Origin of the sequence: Cupriavidus sp. UBA2010 (assembly GCF_002335265.1) — a bacterium.
GTDB classification, from domain to species: Bacteria; Pseudomonadota; Gammaproteobacteria; order Burkholderiales; family Burkholderiaceae; genus Cupriavidus; species Cupriavidus metallidurans.
In genome coordinates, this window is sequence record NZ_DDCI01000018.1 from 155,292 (window position 1) to 175,902 (window position 20,611).

A 20,611-nucleotide genomic window follows, 5' to 3' on the forward strand; every position below is an offset into this window, starting at 1 on the left:
CCTACATGGTCACATCTGCAGACAATACTCCCCGCCAGATTCTATGCATCGAAGACGATGCAGAGACGGCAACGCTCATCGCGGAAGAACTGACCGAGCGAGGCTTTGCCGTGACCGTCGCCCATGACGGCCAGGAGGGCTTTGCCGCCATTCTGCGCATGCCACCCGATCTTGTCGTGTGCGATGTGGGCATGCCTGTCATGGACGGCTTCGAGGTGCTCGCCAAACTGCGCGCGCTGGCCCCGCGCTTTGCCGGAGTACCGTTCGTTTTCCTTACTGCGCTGGCCCAGCGCGATGCCGAACTCAAGGGACGCCGCCTGGGCGCGGACGACTACGTCACCAAACCCGTGGATTTTGACATCCTTGAGAGCATTATCGAAGCGCGGCTGTCGCGCGCTGTCAAACCGCAACAACGCACCCCGCAGAACGTCACGCTGAGCGAGCGCGAGATCGAGGCGCTTTCATGGTCCGCGCGCGGCAAGACGTCGGGCGAGATCGCGACGATCCTGGGGCTGTCGAAGCGGACGGTCGATTTCCATATCGACCGCGCGAGGGAAAAACTGGGCGTGGCCACGCGGGTCGAAGCCGTGGTGCGCGCGGCCACCGAGGGGTTCATCAAACCGTAGGCACCGATCAGTCGTCGTCGTGCCAGCGGTGCCATTCACGACGGCGGTACTCGTGCTCGCGCCATTCGTGCTCGCGCCACTCCCGGCCGCGCCAGCCATCGTAGTAGCCCGGCGCCACCACGACCGGCCGCGGTGCCACGTAGACCGGAGGCGGCGGCGCGACATACACCGGAGCCGGTTGGTAATAGACCGGCGCCGCCGGTGCCACGACGACACCGGGGATGCCGATGCCAATTCCTACGTCCACGCGAGCCAGCGCGCTGCCCGATGCCAGTGCCGCCACGCCGGCCACGATGCCGGCAATCATGATTCGTTTCATATGCAGTACCTCCTGCGTGCAAGTCTATGAGCGCCCGGGTTCGTCTTGTCTTTGCGAACTGTTAGCGCGGTTATGACGTGTAACGGAGATATCCATCGAACGTTGACGAATCAGACACATTCTTGGCCGGAAGCTTTGTAAGGGATTGTTGCCGCGCCGCGCACTATGGCTACGCTAAGTCTTGTACGAAAGAATGGCCTCTCGCTTTCGCGGCGTCGCTCCTTAATGAAGACTTAATGCAGCCGCTGTACAACCTCCGCGCACGCGCCGCGGCTTAATCCAGCCTTAAGACAACGAACATGCGATGAACACTTCCACCACACATCACGCACTCAGCAAGGTGCCCGAGATCACGCTGGGCTTCTGGCTCATCAAGATCGCCGCCACCACGCTTGGGGAAACCGGCGGCGATGCCTTGTCGATGTCGCTGAATCTCGGCTACCTCGTCAGCACCGCGATATTCGCGGTGGTCTTCCTTGCCGCCGTGTCCGCGCAGATCCGCGCGCGCGCTTTCCGGCCCGCGCTGTACTGGGTGACCATCGTCGCCACGACCACTGTCGGCACCACGCTCGCGGACTTCGCGGACCGCTCGCTCGGCATCGGCTATGCCGGAGGCAGCGCACTGCTGCTGGCGCTGCTCCTGCTGTCGCTGGCCACGTGGTATCGCTCGATGGGAACGGTGTCGGTGGACACGGTCAACTCGCCGAAGGCCGAGCTGTTCTACTGGGTGACGATCATGTTCTCGCAGACACTCGGCACGGCGCTGGGCGACTGGACCGCCGACACCATCGGCCTGGGCTATCTGGGCGGAATGCTCGTCTTCGTCGCACTGCTCGCAGCAATTGCCGCGGCCTACTACTGGACCAGCATCTCGCGCACCCTGCTGTTCTGGGCCGCCTTTATCCTGACCCGTCCGCTCGGTGCCGTGGTCGGCGACTTTCTTGACAAGCCGCTGCAATCGGGTGGGCTGGCGCTGAGCCGCTTCTCGGCGTCGGCCGCGCTGGTCTCGTTCATGGTGATCTGCATCCTGCTGCTGCCCCAGCGGGCGGCGGCCCGCGCAAGCCATTGAGCGGCGCTATGATGCGTGATGTCGGACACCGTTGGCATGGAGAACGCGATGCGGGTGCTGCTGGTCGAGGATGACCGCATGATCGGACAGGTGGTGCAGGACGCCCTGAAGGACGCCTCCTGCGCCGCCGACTGGGTCGAGGATGGACAGGCCGCGCTGGATGCACTGGATCGCCAGCACTATGATGTGGTCTTGCTGGATCTGGGCCTGCCGCGCAAGAGCGGCCATGCGGTGCTGACGTCGCTGCGCGCGCGTGGCAGCGCCGTGCCGGTGCTGATCCTCACGGCGCGGGACGCACTCGAAGACCGCATCGGCGGGCTCGATGCAGGCGCCGACGACTATCTGGTCAAGCCATTCGAGATGGATGAGCTGCTCGCGCGAATGCGGGCTGTGTGGCGCCGGAGAAGTGGCCTGGCGTCATCGGTACTTGGCAACGGCCGCGTCTCGCTGGACCTGTCGACCCGGCAGGCCACCCTGGCGGGCGGCGCGCCCCAACAACTCACGAATCGCGAGTTCGCGCTGCTGCAGGCGTTGCTGGCACGCCCGGGCGCGATCCTGTCGCGTGCCGAGCTTGAAGAGCGCATCTATGGCTGGGGCGATGAAGTGGAAAGCAATGCGGTCGAGTTCCTGATCCATGGCCTGCGCAGGAAGCTCGGCAGCACCATCATCAGAAACGTCAGGGGGGTGGGATGGCAGGTGCCGAAGGAAGGCTGAAATACGCCGGGCCAAAGCATTCGGTCCAGCAACGGCTATCCCTCTGGGTATCGCTGGCGATCCTCGCGGTGGCACTCATCGGCGGCATCTTCTCGTTCGCCTCGGCGTTCCGCGAAGCCAACATCATGCAGGATGACCTGCTGCGGCAGGTGTCGATGCTGTTCGACGCGCAGCATCTGCCCGCGCCCCATCTGGCGGACGCTGGCAGACTGCCGCACAGCGACGAGGAAGCCCGAGTGATCGTGCAGACCCTGTCACCGGGCGGTGACGGCAGCAGGCAGATGCTGGCGTTGCCCGCCAGCGCACCCGATGGTCTCGGCACCTTCGAGGTCGACCACGAGTCCTACCGCGTGCTGATCCGGACGCTGCCGACCGGCCAGCGCATTGCCGTCGCCCAGGAAACCGGCATGCGCGACGAAATCGCGCGCAACAGCGCGCAGGTCACGGTGTTGCCGTTTCTGGTGCTCGTGCCGGTGCTGCTGCTGATCGTGGCCTATCTGGTCCACCAGATGTTCCGCCCCATCTCCACCCTTTCCACGGACATCGACCGGCGCGGCGAGCACGAACTGTATCCATTGCCGGAAGACGAGCTTCCCGCCGAAGTCCGTCCTTTCGTAGTGGCAATCAACCGGCTGCTGGCCCGTATCGCGCAGGCCATGGAGATGCAGCGCCGCTTCGTCGCCGACGCAGCGCACGAACTGCGCTCGCCGATGACCGCGCTATCGCTGCAGGCCGAACGGCTCGAACGCACCGAGATGCCCGAGGCCGCGCGCACCCGGCTGGCCACCCTGCGGCGCGGCATCGAACGCAGCCGCGCCCTGCTGGAACAGTTGCTGAGTCTCGCACGTGCCCAATCGGCAACCGCCGCGCCAGCGCCAGCGGAGAGCATCTCCGTGCGGCACGCCTTCCGGCGCGTGCTGGAAGACCTGATGCCCCTGGCCGATTCGCGTCACATCGACATCGGCGCGGTTGGCGACACCGATGCGCAGGTGCCAATTCAGGAGGTGGAGCTGATCACGCTGCTCAAGAACCTCGTGGACAACGCCATCCGCTATACGCCCGAACACGGTCGTGTCGACCTGTCGGTGGAGACGTCCCCCAATGCGGTGGCAATGATCGTGACCGATTCCGGACCCGGCATCAGCACGGAGGAACGAAGCAGGATCTTCGATCCGTTTTACCGGATTCCGGGCAACGACGCGCCCGGCTCCGGCCTTGGCCTCTCCATCGTCCGGGTCATTGCCGAGCGGGTGGGCGCCACGGTCGAGATCGACTACGCCGACGCGGCCGCGCACCACGGCACGCGCGTGACGGTGCGCGTGCCCTGTGGTGACAACTATGTCGGCAACGATGGCGGCAACGAGAGCGGCGTCCGTCGGCAGCACGCGACTGCCGCCACGGATCAGCCGTTACCCTGAGCCTTGGCGGCGGCCTCCGGCGCTGCGGCCGGCTTGCTGTCCGACTGGTTCTCCGGCGTCTTGCCCGGTTCATCCTCCCAGCTGCCGCCCAGCGCCTGCATCAGGCCCACGGTATCGGAGTACCGGCTCGCGCGCGCCTGTACCAGCGTGATCGCCGACTGCCGGTACGTCTGCTCGGCCAGCATCACGGCCGGGTAGCCGATCTGTCCGGCCTTCCACTGCGCCTGTGCGATGTTGAAGCTCCGGTACGCGGCACGCTCGGCATCCGACGCCGTGCGCAGTCCCCGCGCATCGGCCTCGATTGCATGCAGCGCGTCTGCCACCCCCTGATAGGCGGTCAGCACCGTGCTGCGGTACTGCGCGGATGCCTGCTTGTAGGCCGCCTCGGCCGCGCGCTGCTGGTGCAGCAGCATCCCGCCCTTGAAGATCGGCTGCATCAGGCCCGCGGAGATTCCCCAGAAGCCGGTGCCGGCCGTGAAGAGATCGCCAATCGCCTGCGACGAGCTACCGAGCGCGGCAGTCAGCGTGATATTGGGCAGGCGGGCCGCCGTGGCCACGCCTATCTGGGCGCTAGCCGCGTGCATCTGCGCTTCCGCCGCGCGAATGTCGGGACGCTGGCCAACCAGCCTCGACGGCAGGCTCAGTGGCAATGTTCCGGGCAGCGTCAGCGATTCGAACTCGAACTGCTGCGGCACGGCATCGCTCGGCAACCGGCCCGTCAATGCCGCCAGCAGGTTGCGCTGCTGGGCGAGTTGCCGGTCCAGCGGCGGCAATGCCGCTTCCGCCTGCGCCAGCGTGGCTTCCTGTGCTGCGACTTCGGCGGCGCCGACCTGTCCCAGGCGCTGCTGCTTGCGCACGGCCTCGAGCTGGCGCGTGGATAGCGCGATGACGTCTTGCGTCGCGCGGATCTGGGCGCGCAGCGAGGCTTCCTGGATCGCCGCATTGACGACGTTCGACGTCAGCGTCAGGTACGCGGCCTGCCACTGGAACCGGGCAACGTCGGCCTGCGCCACGCCTGACTCCACCTGCCGGCGCGTGCCGCCGAAGACGTCGGGCACGTACGAGACACTCAACTGCGCCGTGTGCAGCGTGAACAGATCGCTGTTGTCGGACAGCGGGCTCGCGATGATCTGGGCGATCTTCTGGCGCGACGGCGTGTACGACGCGTCGACGCTCGGGAAGAACGCGCCACGCTGCGCCGCCACGTTCTCCTGGGCCACGCGCAGCGCGGCCTCCATCGCCTGCAGGTCCGGGTTGGCGCGCAATGCGGCATCCACCAGCGCGTTGAGTTCGCTGGAGCCAAACATCGTCCACCACTGCGCCGGCACATCCTGCCCCGGCGCGAAGCGTTGCGCCTGCCCATCCGGCGTGGATGCCGATGCGGTCTCCGCGGGCAATGTCGTCGCCGTGTAGCGATCGGTCTCGGGCGCGGCCGGGCGCTGGAAGTCCGGGCCCACCGCGCAACCCGCGGTGGCCAGCGCCAGCAGCGCCGCCACGCTGATCGAAGTGATTTTAGCCATTACAAGTCCCCTTCACTGGTGGGGCCGAACTGGACCGGAGGCTCCTCGCGCACCTGCTTCGCCGCGCGTGTCTCGATCAGGTAATACAACGCGGGCAACAGCACCAGCGTCAGCGCGGTTGCCGTGATCAGCCCGCCCACCACCACCGTGGCCAGCGGACGCTGCACGTCGCTGCCCAGCCCGTGCGCAAGCGCCGCCGGAATCAGGCCCAGCGCTGCCACGGTCGCGGTCATCAGCACCGGCCGCATCCGCTCGCCCGCGCCACGCACCACCGCTTCCTTCAGGCTCACGCCAGCGGTATCGCGCCACCGGTTCAGGTTGGCGATCATGATGATCGCGTTCAATACCGCCACGCCGAACAGCGCGATGAAGCCAACCGCCGACGACACGTTCAGCGTCATCCCGCGCAGATGCAGCGCCACCAATCCGCCCAGCGTTGCCAGCGGCACCGCCATCAGGATCAGCGCGGGCTGCCGCAGGTTTTTGAACTCGCCGAACAGCAGCACGAACATCAGCGCCAGCACCATCGGCAGGATCACCGCCAGACGTGCCTGGGCGCGCTGCTGGTTCTCGAACTGACCGCCCCATGCCACCTGGATATGGGTACGGTCGTACGGCACTTCCTTGTCGATGCGCGTCCGCGCCTCTTCAAGGAACGACGACAGATCGCGGCCGCGCAGATTCAGGCGCACCGTCAGGTGCCGCTTGTTCATCTCGCGCGTGATCGTGGTCTCGCCTTCTGCCAGACGAATATGCGCCACCTGGGCCAGGGCCACATGCGCGCCATTGGCGGCCGTGAGCGTCAGGTTGCCGATTGCCTCGGGGTCGTTGCGCGAGCTGCCAATGAAGCGCGCCACCACGTTGTAGCTGCGGTCCTCGACGAACACCTGCGTGACGGGGCTGCCACCGATGCCAGTCTGGATCAGCGCCATCACGTCGGCCACATTGATGCCCAGCCGCGCGGCAGCGGCACGATCGACGTCGATACGCACCTGCGGCAACGGCGGCTCCTGGTCGATGATCACGTCCTGCGCGCCCGGCACCGTCTTCAGCAGCCGCGTGATCGCCGTGGCCACCTGCCGTGTCTCGGCGAAGTCGTTGCCGTACACCTTGACCACCAGGTCGCTGTGCGCGCCCGCCAGCTTGTCGAGCACACCGTCGATCATCGGCTGGGAGAAGCCCACCTGAGTACCCGGCAGATCGCGGAAGCGCGTGGCCATGGCCTCGATCAGTTGCTGCTTGTCGCGGCCGGTGGTCCAGGTGCTATAGGGGTGCAGCGTCACCGCGGTCTCGATATGTGACGGCGAGAACGGATCGGTACCTTCGTCGTTGCGGCCCACCTGCGTCACCACGTGCTCCACCTCCGGGAACTCCATCGTCGCGGCACGCAGGTTGTCGGCCATCTGGCCAGCCTTTTCGAGCGAGATGCCCGGCGGGAGCGTCACCTGCAGCCATATCGAGCCTTCGTCCAGATACGGCAGGAAGTCCCGCCCGATCGTCGCGCCCAGGATCATCACGCCGACCAGCGTAGCCACCGCGATGCCGATGGCCGTGCGCGTGCTGCCCACCAGCCGGTTCAGCACCGATTCATAGCGCGGCGCGAGCCAGACCAGCGCCGGGTTGTGAAACACCTTGCGCGGCTTGCGATAGGCCCAGTACGCCAGCCCCGGAATCAGAAGCAGCGCCACCAGCAAGGCCCCGAACAGCGCGAAGCCCACGGCGAAGGCCATTGGCGAGAACAGCTTGTACTCGATGCGCTGGAACGCGAACAACGGCAGGTAGGCCGTGATGATCACGATCATGCCGAAGAAGATCGGGCGCGCCACCTGCAGCACCGACTGCATGATGTCCCGGCCATGCAGTTCTTTCTCCGCGTCCTCCTCGCGCCGGCGCAGGATGTTCTCCATCACCACGATGGCGCCGTCCACGATGATGCCGAAGTCGATCGCGCCGAGCGAAAGCAGGTTCGCCGGGATCTTGAAATGATGCATCAGGATGAACGCCATTAGCAGCGACAGCGGGATCGTGACGGCCACGATGATCGCCGCGCGCGGGCTGCCCAGGAACAGCAGCAACACCAGCGACACCAGGAACATGCCTTCCATCAGCGTCTTGCCCACGGTATGCACCGTGGCATCGACGAGATTGCTCCGGTCGATATACGGCACCACCTTGACGTCCTTGGGCAGGATGTTGTCGTTCAGGTCACGCACGGCGGCATGAACGCCCTCCATCACGACCGACGGATTCTCGTTCTTGAGCAGCAGCGTGATGCCCTGGATCGTGTCCGGGTTGTGGTCCATGCCCAGGATGCCGTGGCGCTGCGGGTTGCCGAGCACCACGCGGCCAAGATCCTTCACCAGCACCGGCACGCCATTCTTCTGGGTGACGACGATGTTGCCCAGATCGTCCAGATTACGGATCAGGCCCACGCCGCGCACCACGAGCCCCTGCTCGCCACGATTCAGGATGCTGCCGCCGGCATTGGCATTGTTCTCGGAGATCGCCTGCGTGATCTGGTTCAGCGAGATGTTGTACTTCGACAGCATCACCGGATCGAACTCGAGCATGAACTGCGTGGTCAGGCCGCCGAAGTTGGCCACGTCCACCACGCCCGCCACCTGCTTCAGGCGCGGAATCACCTTCCAGAACTGGAGTTCCGACAACTCGCGCAGATCGCGTGTCTTCGACACCAGCGTGTAGCGGTAGATTTCACCGATCGGCGACGTCAGCGGGTCAAGCGACGGCTGCGCACCGTACGGCAGCGAAACGCCGTTGATGCGCTCCTGCAGGCGCTGGCGCGACCAGTAGTCCTCCGCGCCGTCCTTGAACACCACGGTGATCAGGGACAGGCCGAACGTGCTCTTGGAGCGCATCACGTGCATGCCGGGCACGCCCATGATCTCGCGCTCGAGCGGGATCGTGATCTGCTGCTCGACTTCCTCGGCGGCCAGTCCGTTGACCTGCGTGACCACCTGCGAGGTGGTGTCGGCAATGTCCGGATACGCTTCCAGGGGCAGTTGCTTCCACGCGTACCAGCCGTACAGCGCGACCATCGCGAACACCAGCGCGACGATGCCGCGCCGGTTGAAGCACAGGGTTACAAGGCGCTCAATCATTCAGCAGCACCCCTTCCTTCACCACCACGCGGTCTCCCGCGGACAGGCCTGACTTCACTTCCATACGGTCGCCAATCTGCGCGCCGAGCTTGATCACACGGGGTTCGAACTGCCACGGCGCCACTTCGACGAACGCGCGGGTGTAGAAGCCGCTCTGCACGATGGCCGACATCGGCACGACGATGCCTTCATGCGGCTGAGACAGGAAGGTAGCCTGCGCGAACATGCCGGGACGGAGCCGTCCGTCAGGGTTGTCGAACACCATGCGCACCTTGGTCGTGCGGGTGTCCGCATCAAGGATCTGGCCGACATAGCGCACCTTGCCCGGTTGCGGATCGTCATAGGCGTCGAACTTGACGGTGGCCGACTGGCCGACGTACACGTGGCCCAGATCCTTTTCCTGCGCGTTGGCCGTGACAAACACGTGCGAGAGATCGGCAACGGTCATCAGGGAGGCCGTGGTGTCGTTCCAGTACGCGCCGGTCGCGGCATTGAGATCGACCACGCGCCCGTTGATCGGTGATCGCACGGTCAGAATGTGGCCGCCGCCCGCCTGCAACGTGCCGCCACCCTTGGCGCCAAGCTGCGCCAGACGCGCATCGGCGCGCTGGGATTCGCTGGCAGCCTGGTCATAGTCGCTCTGGGCCTGCTCGAAGTCGCGCTTTGCGGCGATCTCTGACTTGTCCAGTTCCCGCTGACGATCCAGGTTGCGGCGTGCCATCGTCATGGCCGCGCGGGCCTTGGCGGCGTCGCTGGTGGCCTGCGCGAGATCGGCCGAATCGATCGTGAACAGCACGTCGCCAGCCTTGACCTCGTCGCCAAGCTGCTTGTTCAGGCTGACGATGCGGCCAGCCAGCGGCGGCAGCACTTTCACGAGCTTGGCCGGATCGGCTTCCACCATGGCCGGCAGATTGAACGGCGCGGCCACGGTTTCGCGCGTGGCAGGCGCGACGGCCAAGGTACGGCGCAATGGCGACTCGGCCGGGACTACCAGGCGCTCGCCTTCATGACGCAGGGCGACGGGCGGGTCCGCGCGCTTCTGGTCGGCCTTGGCGCGCATCGTCCAGACACCAGCACCGCCGAGACCCAGTATGACCGCCGCGGCAAGCCAGTAGACAACGCGCCCGGGAAAGGCTGGCTTGTTTTTCATCATTCACTCCGATGCTGATGTTTCAAAAGATATGGAATCGCCACATGCGGGAATTTGCCGCCAATGGTACGCACGCAAGCCCTCGCGCACTCTGAATTCTTCTTCAGGCAGGGCCGTATGCATAACATGCGGAAAAGTCGGCTGATAGAATCAGACCCGACCCGGAAAGGCGAACCCATGAGGATCCTATTGGTAGATGACGACCAGAAGGCAGCGCGACTGCTGGCCCGTGGTCTGCAAGAAGAAGGTTATGACGTGGAGACCGCCCATTCGGTTGACGTGGCAGCGGCTCACAATTGTTACGCGTTCAGTCTGCTGATCCTCGACTGGATGCTTCCAGGCAAAAGTGGCGTCGAGTTCTGCCGGGAATTGCGTGAGCAGGGCGTGCGCACGCCGATCCTGATGCTGACGGCGCGCGATGCGATCAACGACCGCATCACCGGGCTGGACACCGGCGCCGACGACTACCTGACCAAACCCTTCGTCTTCGAGGAACTGCTCGCGCACGTGCGGGCCCTGCTGCGGCGTGTGGAGCTGGCTCAACCCGCCCCGCTCACGCTGGATGACCTCGTCATCGACCCGCAGACCCGTAGCGTCACGCGGGCCGGCGCGCGGCTCGATCTCACGCCGAAGGAGTACGCGATTCTCATCCTGCTGGTGACGCACGCTGGGGAGATCGTCAGCCGGGCACAGCTTGCGGAACACATCTGGCACGCGGACCTGATCGCCATCGACAACCTGATCGACGTGCATATGAAGAACCTGCGCCGCAAACTCGACCCACCGGGCATGACGGCGCTGATCCAGACCGTGCGGGGCCAGGGCTTCCGCATCTCGCCATCGGGGGCCCTCTGACGTGCTGAACTTCCGGCAGCGGCTGGTCCTGACCCACTGGACCGTCATCGTGGTGATCGTGGCCTGCTCGGCGTTGGCCGGGTGGTGGCAGCTATCGCGCCTGGTGCATGGGCAGCTCGATGCGGCGCTGCTGACGCTGGCCGATACCGAGGCCGGCATGCAGGTGGAGAGCCACGGGCAACCGGTCCGCGTGCACGAGCGCCCGCCCGGGTCGGCCCCGCCATCGCTGGTGCGCCTGGACCGGCTGGTGCAGATCGTCAATGCCAAGGGCGAAATCCTGGCCCGCAGCTCAAACCTGGGTGACGCCATGCTGCCCGCCCCGCCCACGCTGCTCGACGAACTCGCGTCCGGCGGGGAGGCGGTCTTTCAGACGCTGCCGAGCTTTGGCGAAGAGCCGCTGCGCATGGTGTCCCTGCCCGCCGTGGCGAACGGCAAGCCCGTGGTAATTCAGGTGGCGGGCTCGCTGGACGACGTGCACAACGTGCTGGAGTCGGCCACGATCCTGTTCGGCATCATGGCCGCCGCACTGCTGGCCGCCGTGGGCGCCGCCGGCAGCGTGCTGACGCGGCGCGCCTTCCGTGGCATCAACGACGTGGTGAAGCAGGCCCGGCTCATCGGCGACGCCAACCTTGGCGAACGCCTGCCGCACCCCGGCACAACGGACGAAATCGGCCAGCTCGTCGATACGCTGAACGCGATGCTGGACCGGCTCGAGCAGGCTTTCGACCAGCAACGGCGCTTCACGGCCGACGCCTCGCACGAACTGCGTTCGCCGCTTTCCCGCTTGCGCACCGAGATCGAAGTGACGTTGCGGCGGCCGCGCGAGAGCCAGGAGTACGTGGACACGTTGCGCTCCTGCCTGGATGAAGTGGGCCGCCTGACCCGGCTGATCGAGGAACTGCTGATGCTGGCCCGCTTCGACGCGGGGCAGGATCGCCAGGCTGGCGAGCCACAGGCACTGGATGCGCTGATTGCGGAAACGCTGTTGCGCGCCACCCCTGCCGCCCGCGAACGGCAGGTCGAACTGGTGGCACGCAGCGAAGCGGCGGGCGGCGCCAAGGTGTCGCACGGATCGGTAGGGCTGGTGCTGGCCAATCTGGTGGACAACGCGCTCAAGTTCTCGCCACGGGGCAGCAAGATCGTGGTGGACTGCGCCGCCGACGCACACCACGCCACATTGCGCGTCACCGACGAAGGCCCCGGCATCCCCCCGGACGAGTTGCCCTTCCTGTTCGACCGCTTCTTCCGTGGCGCGGGCGCGCGCGCGTCCGAGAACGAGGGAGTGGGTCTTGGGCTGGCCCTGTCGCAATCGATCATCCATGCTCAGGGCGGGCATATCGAGGCCGCCAACGGGCCCGACGGTGGCGCGGTGTTCACGGTCAGGATTCCGCTGGCACTGCGCGAAGCCGGTTCCTGAAGAAGAATTCAGTGTACGGAGCAGCACCCCGTCGATACACTCCGTCCCATCAAAGCTCGCCTGGGGAGGACCCTCAAATGGACTGTTGTTCTAGTCGATATCCAACACAAGGTTAAGCAGGCCACCCACATCCATTTTGTCGCTGGCTTGCATCGATCCATCGCAAGTCACGCAGCGGCAATCACGGGCACCCCAGCCCGCCGCGCGCCACTCGCACGCGCCTGCCCCGGCAGGCACCATGCTGTTCCGCCATGGTCGGCAGGACAGCGAAGGAGTCGGAAATGCGCAAGTTCCTCGCATCCACCACCCGGACCTCCGCGCTCACAGAGCGTCTGGTCTCCCCGTTCCTGCGCGCCCAGACGCAGTCGAACACCTCGACCACAAACTCGAAATCACCCGGCCAGGCCGGCCGCACGGACGCCCCGAGAACCGATCGGGAATACGCCGACGCGGCCATCCGGTTCTGCCGCACGCTCTGGTAAGACGCGTCCGCGATCCATACGCCAGTTGTACGCCACGGCACGCACGTGCCGTGTCCTGCCACATGCCAGCCACGGCTGCCATGTGGCGTCATGATTTCCACGTCCGTCGAGCATGTCCATCGAAGCCATCCAGAACATCAACCTAGAGTCGCTCCTCGACACCGGCATCAGCCTGGTTACCGCCTTCGTACTTGGCGGGGTCATCGGCTATGAACGCCAGTACCGCCAGCGCACCGCCGGCCTGCGCACCAACGTGCTGGTTGCCGTGGGCGCGGCCATTTTCGTCGACATGGCCAACCGGCTCGCCGGCCACGACGGCGCGGTGCGCGTGGTGGCCTACGTGGTATCCGGCATCGGCTTTCTTGGTGCGGGCGTGATCATGCGCGAGGAAGGCAATGTGCGCGGCCTGAACACCGCTGCCACGCTGTGGGGCTCCGCTGCGGTCGGCGCCAGCGCGGGGGCTGACCTGATCATCGAGGCCGGCATGGGCTGCATGTTCGTACTGGCCGCCAACACGCTGCTGCGTCCCGTGGTCAATCGCATCAACCAGCAGCCGATCGACACGCCTGCGGTCGAGGTGACCAACACGGTCTACGTGATCGCGCCACGCCATCGCCAGAAAGAGGCATTGCGCCTGCTGTCGGACCTGCTGGAAGCGAGCAACCATCCCACGCGCGATCTGGTAGTTCATGCATTCGGCGCGAACGATATCGAGATCGAAGCCGTGCTCATGGCCACTTCGGTCGACGGCGACGAGCTGGATGCCGTGGTGGCGAGGCTTTCGGCATGTGAAGCGGTAACCCAGGCGTTCTGGAGTCCGAGCACCACGGAATAGCGGCGCCCGAAGGCGCCGCCAGAGTGAACCCCGCCCCGTTCAGCGATCGTTGCGGATCGGCCCGTACTCGACGGGCACCCATGTATAGCCGACCTGCTCGCGCCGCACATGGCCGATGCCCGGGAACGGCAGGTGCGCGCCGCCTACCCAGAGCTTGTCGCGGGCGGCGTCGGCCAGCACGCGATTACGCGTAATCACGGCCTGATGGCTGTCGGTATCGAACTCGAGCGCCACCTGCGGGCTGCGGAACTGCACCGCGTGGCTATGGATGACATCGCCCCACAGCAGCAGTTTTTCCTTGCCGGACGTGAACAGATAGCCGACATGCCCCGGCGTGTGGCCAAACTCGGGCACCGCGCGCACGCCAGGCACGAGTTCGTCACCTGCGCCGGCACTGGCACTGAACGTGCGGAATCGGCCGGCTGCCCGGTACGGCGCCACCGCGTCGCGTGCCATGGCAAACAGACCTTGCGCATCCTTGGGTGCTGCCGCGGCCTTCGACTCGTCGAGCCAGTAGTCCGCGTCGGCCTTGTCGGCATAGACAGTGGCGGCGGGAAACACCGCCGTGCCATTGGCAAGCAGACCACAGGCGTGATCGGCGTGCAGGTGGGTCAGAAGAATGGTGTCCACCTGTTCCAGCTCGTAGCCGGCCGCGTGCAGGTTCTCTCGGATCCGTCCCAGCGTTGGGCCGAAACATGCCGATGCGCCGGTATCGACCAGAATCAGATGGCTGCCGGTATTGACCAGATAGGCATTGACCGCTGTCTGCATGCCGGGCGTCGATTCGACGAACATGCGCGCGAGCAGCCGTTGTACCTCGCGCGCGCTGGTGTACTTGAACAGCTTCGGATCGAGATCGATATAGCCGTCGTACAGCGCGGTGACTTCGAACTGGCCGACCATCATGCGGTAGTAGCCGGGCACCTGCGTCTTCTTTTGCGCGTGCGCGGGCGCTTGCGCACGCGCATCGGTCGGCATCGCGGGCAGGACCAGTGTCGCGGCCGCGAGCAGCGTGGCGGAAACCAGCGTCTGGAACACGCGCTTGCCGGACCCCATTCCGGCACGAAGCGGAGTTGAATGCAGCTTCATGAGAGATTCCTTCTGAATGTGGATGTCGATGGAAACTGACGATGTCGCTGAACACATGCCGGTGTGCTGCATCTGCGACGACGCCGGCAGGCGTAACGGCTATCTTAATCCACCCGGGATGCATCGGCTTGCATTCGAAGACACGCGGCCTACCATTGACTGGATAGGCACCCATGCAGGAGAGCAAGTCATGGAACTCAGCGCGGTGCCGGTATCCAAGCCGGCAGACACCAACTTCATCTTCGGACAGTCACATTTCATCAAGACCGTCGAGGATCTGCACGAGGCACTCGTCGGCACGGTACCCGGCATCCGCTTCGGCGTCGCCTTCTGCGAGGCATCGGGCAAACGGCTCGTGCGCTGGTCTGGCACCGACGAGGCGATGATCGACCTGGCCTGCCAGAACGCCACCGCGATCGCGGCTGGGCATACCTTCCTGATCTTTCTTGGGGATGGGTTTTTCCCCGTCAACGTGCTCGGCACCGTGCGCGCCGTGCCGGAGGTATGCCGCATTTACTGTGCGACCGCGAACCCGACGGAGGTCATCGTCGCGCAGACGGATCTTGGCCGGGCCGTGCTCGGCGTCGTCGATGGGGAACCGCCGCTAGGCATCGAGACCGCCGCCGATATCGCCGACCGGAAGCAACTGCTGCGGCAGATTGGCTACAAGCTCTGAGTGGGAGGGAGCGATGGCCAGTATCGCGCGTGTCGCGCGTTTCGCTTGTATTGCCCGTATCGTCCATGAGGCACCGCCACAACCCCGGATCACCGAGGTCGTGGCCTGACGATGTACGCCGACTATCGTTAGTCCGACTGATACTTCGGCGAACGCGGCCCGTACAGAATACCGGTGGGCTGACCCGCCGACAGCAACCGGTCGCTCGCGGCTCCAGCCACGCCGTAGCTGCGATCCACCGTGTGGTTGATCACCTGGGCAACGGCCGCGGCAATCAGCGCGCCCACCAGTCCGCCACCGGCGTTACCGGAGTCGTCGGTGGCCGCTGCGGCCGAACCGCTCCACAGCGCGTCGCCGGTCTTCAGATCCACCAGCTTCGCGCTCGCGGCCACGCGCGTTACGCTGCTGAGCACCTGATACTTCGAACCGTACTCGCTCACGGTCACATATAGCGCGGCGTCGGCGCCGAAGATCTCGCGCAGCTTGGCCACGGGAACGGCGTGGATGTCACCCGGCACGGTCAACCCGTTCTGGCGGAACGTCTCGTCAACCAGCGCCACGGGCAGCACGTAGTAGCCCGACTCGGCCAGCGGCGCGGTGGACTGCGCCAGCATCGCGTAGGTCGCATTGATATCCGGCGACTCGTTCAACGGCGGCAGCACCACGATCGAACGCGGCCGGCTGGCCTTGTACGCCGAATAGTCAATCTGCTTGGTCGGCACGGCACAGCCCGCGAACAGCACCACGGCGCCCAGGCCCGCGATATAGGTCAGGATTCGACGCATCATTTGGCGCTCCCGGTGGTGGCGTCGGACTTCGCTTCCGCCGTGTCAGCCTTGGCCTTGGCCGAGGCGTTGGTTGCGGCATCGGCTGCGGCCCCTGCGCTCACATCCTTGCGCGCATCGGTCTTCACATTACGCATCAGGAAATCCATATAGGGCGTGGCCTCCGGGAACAGCGTCTTCTCGGTCTGGAACTCCTTCACCATCTGGTCGCCCTTGCCCAGATTCAGATACAACATGCCAAGCTGGGCGTGATACCCCGGCGGCGGCGAGCCACCTTTCGCCTTCATCTTGTCCAGCCCGCTTTCCAGCGCCAGCACCTGTTCCTCCTTCGCGCCGTCCTTGAGGTACTGATAGACCTGGGTCTGATACCCCTCCCATTGATAGAGGGGCTTCGGCCCACTCGCACAACCCGCCAGCACGAGGCCGGCCGCCGACAAAAACGCTGCCTTGCGCAGCGTGACCATGCTCTTCATTTTTTCTTCCCGTCGTACAAAGAACAGCGATTACTGCTGCGGCTTCCACGCGCCGGATTCGATGGCGCCCACAAGGTTGTTCACCGCCTCGCGCATGGCCAGATCCATCACCTTGCCATTGAGCGTGGAGTCATAGCTCGCCGTGCCGCCAAAGCCGATCACCTCCCGGTTCGACAACTTGTACTCGCCCGCGCCCTGCGTCGAGTAAACGACCTCGGAGGTGCTGATGTTCACGATGTTCAGATTGACCTTGGCATAGGCCACCTGCTCCTTGCCGCGGCCCAGAATGCCGAACAGCTGCACGTCGCCGACTTCCTTGCGGCCAAATTCGGTGATGTCGCCGGTCACGACATAATCGGCGCCCTTGAGCTTCTGGGCCTGGTTCTTGATCGTCGCCTCGCGCTTCATCTCGTCCAGATTCTCGCGCTCCAGCACATTGAATCGATTGGTCTGCTGGAGGTGGGTCACCAGACTTGTCTTCGCCTGGCCGCTCAGCCGATCGATGCCGTCCGAGAACACACCGCGCATATAGTTCGAGCGATTATCGAACTTGCCCACAGCGATCGGCGTGCGCACGCCGTTGTAGGGGCGGCTGGCGCTTTCCACCTTCTGCACGGCCACCGCCGTGGACGTCTCGGTCGCGCAGCCTGCCAACCCCAGCGCCGCCACGACACCCACCGCGGCATAGGTCTTGAATCGAATCACGTAATTTCTCCTGTTTGACTACGTTGCTGAAAGCGGCGACAGCCGCCGGTATGAAAACTCAGTACTGATACGCCACCTGCATCCCGCCGGTGACGCCAGACGTATGAAAGGCAGCGGGCTTGTACACGGGCAGGCCGACAAAGAAATCATAGGACAGCCGCCCGAACTTCGAACCAAAGCCACCGCGCAGGCCCAGCACCGCGCCGATCAGTTGCGTGCCAACCAGCCCGACCGTCGACGGCCCGAACACACGTCCGTAGTCCAGCCCCGCATACAGCGCCTGCCCGGTGTTGGCGACGGGTGCCTGCAGTTCGTTGCGCCAGTAGAAGCCACTATCGCCGGCCAACAGCATCTCACCGTCGAAGCCGCGCACCGTATAGCGGCTGCCGATGGTCATCATGTCCAGCGCATACAGGCGATCACCGGTGTACTGGCCACGGAAGGTCGTCACGTAACGCAGCATCTGCTCGCCAAGCCGGAAGGGCGCCGACAGATTGGCATCGGCCACGACCATGCTGTAGCGCCATGTCGGCCCGCCGTTCACAGCCAGCGTATCGGCCTGCGAACCGAATCCGCCGATGCCCTGGCGATACACGAGGCTGCCATCGAACTGCGCCGCGCCGAAGTAATGGCGATCGGTGAAGCCGGCCTCCACAAACGTGTTGTTGCGCCGCTGCTGGGGGATTGCCGTGTCCTCGATGAAGCTCTCGCCAAAGCGGCGCGAGAGCCGGAACTGCAGACCCAGCACGTCGTTCTGGCTGCGGCGAAGCACGCGTTGCAGCTTCATGTCCACCGTCTGCGAATTCCCGCTTGAGACAAAGGTCTGGTTGACGCCCGCAATCTGCTGGTAGTACGTGTTCGAGTACGCGGACAGCGTGCCCGTCCAGTAACCCCACGGCACCGAGTAGAAGCCGTTCCAGCCATGCGTGCCGTGCTTCCGGTTGCCAAGCTCAACGTCCTGCATATAGCCGACGTTGAACAGATCGTTGAGACCCAGTGGGTTATCGATGCCCAGACTCAGATTGCCGAGCCATTTGCCCGTTGCCTCCGTGCCCGAGTTGTCGATCGACGCCACCACGGTCCACGCCTTCGCCCGCTTGACCGCGATGACTACATCGCTCACGCCCGGCACGGCAGTCGGCACGATCTGCATCTCCGCATCCTGACTGGCCACGCGCTTCATCTGCTCCAGCCCCTGCTCCAGATCGCGCAGATTCAGCAGATCGCCCGAACGTGCCGGAAACGCGGACTTCCACGTGCCGCGCGTGTCCGGTTCCGCAAAACGCAACTCGCCGATCACGCCGGGGATCAGCGCCAACCGCAATGTGCCGGTGCTGAGATCCTGCTGCGGCAGTAACACGCGCGTGGTGACATAGCCTCGGCTCAGAATGGTCTGAGACACACCCTTGGTCAGCATATCCAGGCCCTGCCTGCCGACACACGCACCCTGATAGTGATCGAGCCATGCACGGGCAAAAGCAAACGGGTCCATCGGCAGCGTAGAGGCACCGTGTACCTGGACGCTATCGGGCAGATCGGCAGGGACGTCGAGCACGAAGCGGTCGATGCGGAAACATGGCGTCTCGGTCGGCAGCGTCGGATAGGCGAGCGGCGTCACATCCTGCGCGCGCACGCCGGGCGCTTCAATGGCCTGGGCGCGCTCGCGGGCTTCCTGTTGCTGGCGGGTGAGTTGTTGTTGATCGGCGGCGGTGGTGGCCGGGCTCCGGCCCGGGCCAGTCGGCTGCGCCTCCGCGCACGTGGAAAGGCCGAGCAGAAGCAGGCTCGCATGAAGTGGGCGAGTCATCGCCATCGACTTGATTCTCATGGGTTAATGCTTCAATTCGACGCCAGTCATCGTGCCGCCCGTAGGCATGGCGGCGAGACACGATGCGTCAAGTAGTGCCATGAGATTGCTTGCGACACCAGTGGCGCCGGTGGTCGTGCCACTGTCGGTACCACCACCACAGACCGCAATGGCGGTAGCCGTTGCGAGCAGGGAAAATGCGAGCGTCTTCTTCATGCAGTTATGCCCCTTATCGGAGAGTTGGTTAGGGGGCGTTGGTCGGTCTGGTGCCGTTTTGGTTGAAGTAATTGAGGACTACTGGCTCTGAAATCTGGCCGAAATGAAGATCAGTGGCCGGGAAGCTTTTTTCACGGCGGGCGCATTAGTCTTGCTCCCGGTAGTTTTTGCAATACAAGCAGTCCGTCAGCGTTTTCCGATAATGAAAACTACTGCATGCACGTCACCTCCGTGACCCTTGGTCGTCTTGTCGATTCACTTGTCGTCCTTCTCGTAGGTCCGCTTTGCTTTGCGCCATTCCGATTCACCGAAGGGCCTTAGACCAATCAGTGCAGCGCGAGAACTAAGGCCTCCCAGCAGCATTGCAGCGAAGCCACCGAGAATCATCACGATACTCGCCCACTTTGGAAGCCAATCCAACCCCAATCCTGCCGCTCCGATCCCGGCACCGAGGAAGATTATCAGCCCACGCATCAGCGCGGTGAGGTTTCCATCCTTTATCATTTTCATATTACTTTTCCGACGTCGTTGTCCTGTTCCAACCTTTGTTTATCCAAGCTTTAATGTTATCCATGGCACCGGTAGCCTTTATTCCCTCCCCAAATTCATTGATCACAGGTCCAGCCATGGGATAACGTTCACCAAGAAAATAGCCGGTGGCACCTAGAGCGCCCTCGCCAAGATACTGGCCCACGTCCGGTCTTGCCAGTTGCTCCACACCTCCTGCAATTACACTCGCGACCGTACTTACGAAAGATATCGTGCCGGCAGTCGTCGACACGACGGGATTTGGAGAGCTTGCAGCAATGGCACCTGCTGCTGCGCCCAGCCGTCCTGTCTGGGTGCCAAAGTTGCTTGCTGCATCAGCAACTTGAACCCTTCGCCTTGCCACCTCCTCCGCGCTATATGGAGTTGGAAGTCCTGCTGCGCAATCAGTCTGTCCACCTCCACATTTTGCGGTGGACAGTAACCCTGGTGAGTAGCTGACCTTCGGAACATTACTAAAGTCCATTCGGCTTGTATAAGGCACATCCCCCTGCATCGTCCTCCGCTGCGCTTGGATGTAAGCAATGAAGCCAGCATCTGGCTGCGCTTGTATTTCCCGGATCTGCGTCGTACCTGTTATCGAAGTCCACTGCACACCGGTATCTGTCGGCTTTGTGGTCACCGCATCAATCTGATCGGGTGTACCGTATTCCAGCACGGTACCGTTCATATCGACGACGTTGGACAGGCGCATCTGCGCTTCAATCTGCTCGGCCGTGTACTTGCCGTTGCTTTTGGCCGCCATCTTCTGCGCCAGCATCTTCTCATCCGGATGCAACTGCCGATTAAACCG

At 64.4% G+C, this 20,611-nt stretch carries 20 protein-coding genes and 1 pseudogene; 9 read left to right on the top strand and 12 right to left on the bottom strand.

What is annotated here, in order from left to right; all coding sequences use genetic code 11:
* Positions 1-5 precede the first annotated feature (5 nt).
* Complete coding sequence (locus tag B2246_RS14455; protein WP_008651855.1) at positions 6-626, top strand: response regulator transcription factor; 621 nt, start codon at positions 6-8, stop codon at positions 624-626.
* A 7-nt stretch (positions 627-633) separates the two neighbouring features.
* Here the strand turns inward: B2246_RS14455 and B2246_RS14460 are convergent, their stop codons facing one another.
* Entirely contained in the window at positions 634-945 is a 312-nt protein-coding gene (locus tag B2246_RS14460) for a hypothetical protein (RefSeq protein ID WP_008651852.1), read from the bottom strand.
* Between the two features lie 304 nt (positions 946-1,249).
* Here B2246_RS14460 and B2246_RS14465 point away from each other — a divergent pair, with 304 nt between their 5' ends.
* Genes B2246_RS14465 through B2246_RS14475 form a run of 3 tightly spaced genes read left to right on the top strand, consistent with a single transcriptional unit; the run spans position 1,250 to position 4,146 of the window.
* On the top strand, positions 1,250-2,014 hold the full coding sequence (locus B2246_RS14465) for an MFS transporter (RefSeq protein ID WP_008651851.1): 765 nt from the start codon (positions 1,250-1,252) through the stop codon (positions 2,012-2,014).
* A 48-nt stretch (positions 2,015-2,062) separates the two neighbouring features.
* Entirely contained in the window at positions 2,063-2,728 is a 666-nt protein-coding gene (locus B2246_RS14470; protein WP_008651850.1) for a response regulator transcription factor, read from the top strand.
* Complete coding sequence (locus B2246_RS14475; protein ID WP_286882364.1) at positions 2,704-4,146, top strand: ATP-binding protein; 1,443 nt, start codon at positions 2,704-2,706, stop codon at positions 4,144-4,146. The genes B2246_RS14470 and B2246_RS14475 overlap by 25 nt, the downstream gene beginning before the upstream one ends.
* On the opposite strand, the gene B2246_RS14480 is transcribed toward B2246_RS14475, so the two are convergent.
* From B2246_RS14480 to zneB, 3 genes are read right to left on the bottom strand one after another with little or no spacing between them, the layout of a single operon-like run.
* The gene (locus tag B2246_RS14480) at positions 4,131-5,666 is read right to left on the bottom strand and encodes an efflux transporter outer membrane subunit (protein WP_286882365.1); all 1,536 of its coding nucleotides are present in this window, start codon (positions 5,664-5,666) and stop codon (positions 4,131-4,133) included. The genes B2246_RS14475 and B2246_RS14480 overlap by 16 nt on opposite strands.
* Entirely contained in the window at positions 5,666-8,785 is a 3,120-nt protein-coding gene (locus B2246_RS14485; RefSeq protein ID WP_008651845.1) for an efflux RND transporter permease subunit, read from the bottom strand. Before B2246_RS14485 ends, B2246_RS14480 begins: the two co-directional genes overlap by 1 nt.
* Complete coding sequence (gene zneB, locus B2246_RS14490) at positions 8,778-9,935, bottom strand: zinc efflux RND transporter periplasmic adaptor subunit ZneB (RefSeq protein ID WP_286882367.1); 1,158 nt, start codon at positions 9,933-9,935, stop codon at positions 8,778-8,780. The genes B2246_RS14485 and zneB overlap by 8 nt, the downstream gene beginning before the upstream one ends.
* 177 nt (positions 9,936-10,112) lie before the next feature.
* Between zneB and B2246_RS14495 the strand changes: the two genes are divergently transcribed.
* The 4 genes from B2246_RS14495 to B2246_RS14510 all read left to right on the top strand — a co-directional run bounded on the left by B2246_RS14495 (position 10,113) and on the right by B2246_RS14510 (position 13,524).
* The gene (locus B2246_RS14495; RefSeq protein WP_186426820.1) at positions 10,113-10,790 is read left to right on the top strand and encodes a response regulator transcription factor; all 678 of its coding nucleotides are present in this window, start codon (positions 10,113-10,115) and stop codon (positions 10,788-10,790) included.
* A 1-nt stretch (position 10,791) separates the two neighbouring features.
* Entirely contained in the window at positions 10,792-12,207 is a 1,416-nt protein-coding gene (locus B2246_RS14500; protein ID WP_286882368.1) for a sensor histidine kinase, read from the top strand.
* A gap of 281 nt (positions 12,208-12,488) precedes the next feature.
* Positions 12,489-12,689 carry a hypothetical protein gene (locus B2246_RS14505; protein WP_215242812.1) on the top strand — a complete coding sequence of 67 codons (201 nt, stop codon included), beginning with the start codon at positions 12,489-12,491 and terminating at the stop codon, positions 12,687-12,689.
* Between the two features lie 112 nt (positions 12,690-12,801).
* Positions 12,802-13,524 carry an MgtC/SapB family protein gene (locus B2246_RS14510; RefSeq protein WP_200876263.1) on the top strand — a complete coding sequence of 241 codons (723 nt, stop codon included), beginning with the start codon at positions 12,802-12,804 and terminating at the stop codon, positions 13,522-13,524.
* 39 nt (positions 13,525-13,563) lie between these two features.
* On the opposite strand, the gene B2246_RS14515 is transcribed toward B2246_RS14510, so the two are convergent.
* Entirely contained in the window at positions 13,564-14,613 is a 1,050-nt protein-coding gene (locus B2246_RS14515; RefSeq protein ID WP_286882370.1) for an MBL fold metallo-hydrolase, read from the bottom strand.
* 190 nt (positions 14,614-14,803) lie between these two features.
* Here B2246_RS14515 and B2246_RS14520 point away from each other — a divergent pair, with 190 nt between their 5' ends.
* Positions 14,804-15,289 (top strand): adenosine-specific kinase, encoded by a 486-nt coding sequence (locus B2246_RS14520; protein WP_286882371.1) that lies wholly within the window; start codon positions 14,804-14,806, stop codon positions 15,287-15,289.
* A 128-nt stretch (positions 15,290-15,417) separates the two neighbouring features.
* On the opposite strand, the gene B2246_RS14525 is transcribed toward B2246_RS14520, so the two are convergent.
* The 7 genes and pseudogenes from B2246_RS14525 to B2246_RS14555 all read right to left on the bottom strand — a co-directional run.
* Complete coding sequence (locus B2246_RS14525; protein ID WP_035881028.1) at positions 15,418-16,077, bottom strand: DUF799 domain-containing protein; 660 nt, start codon at positions 16,075-16,077, stop codon at positions 15,418-15,420.
* Entirely contained in the window at positions 16,074-16,547 is a 474-nt protein-coding gene (locus B2246_RS14530; protein WP_008651832.1) for a DUF4810 domain-containing protein, read from the bottom strand. The genes B2246_RS14525 and B2246_RS14530 overlap by 4 nt, the downstream gene beginning before the upstream one ends.
* A 30-nt stretch (positions 16,548-16,577) precedes the next feature.
* Positions 16,578-17,252, bottom strand: coding sequence for a CsgG/HfaB family protein (locus B2246_RS14535; RefSeq protein WP_008651831.1), 675 nt, complete (start codon positions 17,250-17,252; stop codon positions 16,578-16,580).
* Positions 17,253-17,310: 58 nt separating this feature from the next.
* Positions 17,311-19,077 carry a ShlB/FhaC/HecB family hemolysin secretion/activation protein gene (locus B2246_RS14540; RefSeq protein WP_008651830.1) on the bottom strand — a complete coding sequence of 589 codons (1,767 nt, stop codon included), beginning with the start codon at positions 19,075-19,077 and terminating at the stop codon, positions 17,311-17,313.
* Positions 19,078-19,080: 3 nt separating this feature from the next.
* Positions 19,081-19,272 (bottom strand): hypothetical protein, encoded by a 192-nt coding sequence (locus B2246_RS14545; protein WP_008651829.1) that lies wholly within the window; start codon positions 19,270-19,272, stop codon positions 19,081-19,083.
* Positions 19,273-19,527: 255 nt separating this feature from the next.
* Positions 19,528-19,782: a hypothetical protein gene (locus B2246_RS14550; RefSeq protein WP_008651828.1), complete on the bottom strand. Its 255-nt coding sequence runs from the start codon at positions 19,780-19,782 to the stop codon at positions 19,528-19,530.
* Position 19,783: 1 nt separating this feature from the next.
* Positions 19,784-20,611, bottom strand: a pseudogene (locus tag B2246_RS14555) (hypothetical protein); the annotation flags it as partial.

Coding starts and splice junctions, on each gene's coding strand:
- B2246_RS14455 (WP_008651855.1), top strand. CDS start 6: ATGGTCACATCTGCAGACAATACTCCCCGCCAGATTCTATGCATCGAA.
- B2246_RS14460 (WP_008651852.1), bottom strand. CDS start 945: ATGAAACGAATCATGATTGCCGGCATCGTGGCCGGCGTGGCGGCACTG.
- B2246_RS14465 (WP_008651851.1), top strand. CDS start 1,250: ATGAACACTTCCACCACACATCACGCACTCAGCAAGGTGCCCGAGATC.
- B2246_RS14470 (WP_008651850.1), top strand. CDS start 2,063: ATGCGGGTGCTGCTGGTCGAGGATGACCGCATGATCGGACAGGTGGTG.
- B2246_RS14475 (WP_286882364.1), top strand. CDS start 2,704: ATGGCAGGTGCCGAAGGAAGGCTGAAATACGCCGGGCCAAAGCATTCG.
- B2246_RS14480 (WP_286882365.1), bottom strand. CDS start 5,666: ATGGCTAAAATCACTTCGATCAGCGTGGCGGCGCTGCTGGCGCTGGCC.
- B2246_RS14485 (WP_008651845.1), bottom strand. CDS start 8,785: ATGATTGAGCGCCTTGTAACCCTGTGCTTCAACCGGCGCGGCATCGTC.
- zneB (WP_286882367.1), bottom strand. CDS start 9,935: ATGAAAAACAAGCCAGCCTTTCCCGGGCGCGTTGTCTACTGGCTTGCC.
- B2246_RS14495 (WP_186426820.1), top strand. CDS start 10,113: ATGAGGATCCTATTGGTAGATGACGACCAGAAGGCAGCGCGACTGCTG.
- B2246_RS14505 (WP_215242812.1), top strand. CDS start 12,489: ATGCGCAAGTTCCTCGCATCCACCACCCGGACCTCCGCGCTCACAGAG.
- B2246_RS14510 (WP_200876263.1), top strand. CDS start 12,802: ATGTCCATCGAAGCCATCCAGAACATCAACCTAGAGTCGCTCCTCGAC.
- B2246_RS14515 (WP_286882370.1), bottom strand. CDS start 14,613: ATGAAGCTGCATTCAACTCCGCTTCGTGCCGGAATGGGGTCCGGCAAG.
- B2246_RS14520 (WP_286882371.1), top strand. CDS start 14,804: ATGGAACTCAGCGCGGTGCCGGTATCCAAGCCGGCAGACACCAACTTC.
- B2246_RS14525 (WP_035881028.1), bottom strand. CDS start 16,077: ATGATGCGTCGAATCCTGACCTATATCGCGGGCCTGGGCGCCGTGGTG.
- B2246_RS14530 (WP_008651832.1), bottom strand. CDS start 16,547: ATGAAGAGCATGGTCACGCTGCGCAAGGCAGCGTTTTTGTCGGCGGCC.
- B2246_RS14540 (WP_008651830.1), bottom strand. CDS start 19,077: ATGAGAATCAAGTCGATGGCGATGACTCGCCCACTTCATGCGAGCCTG.
- B2246_RS14545 (WP_008651829.1), bottom strand. CDS start 19,272: ATGAAGAAGACGCTCGCATTTTCCCTGCTCGCAACGGCTACCGCCATT.
- B2246_RS14550 (WP_008651828.1), bottom strand. CDS start 19,782: ATGAAAATGATAAAGGATGGAAACCTCACCGCGCTGATGCGTGGGCTG.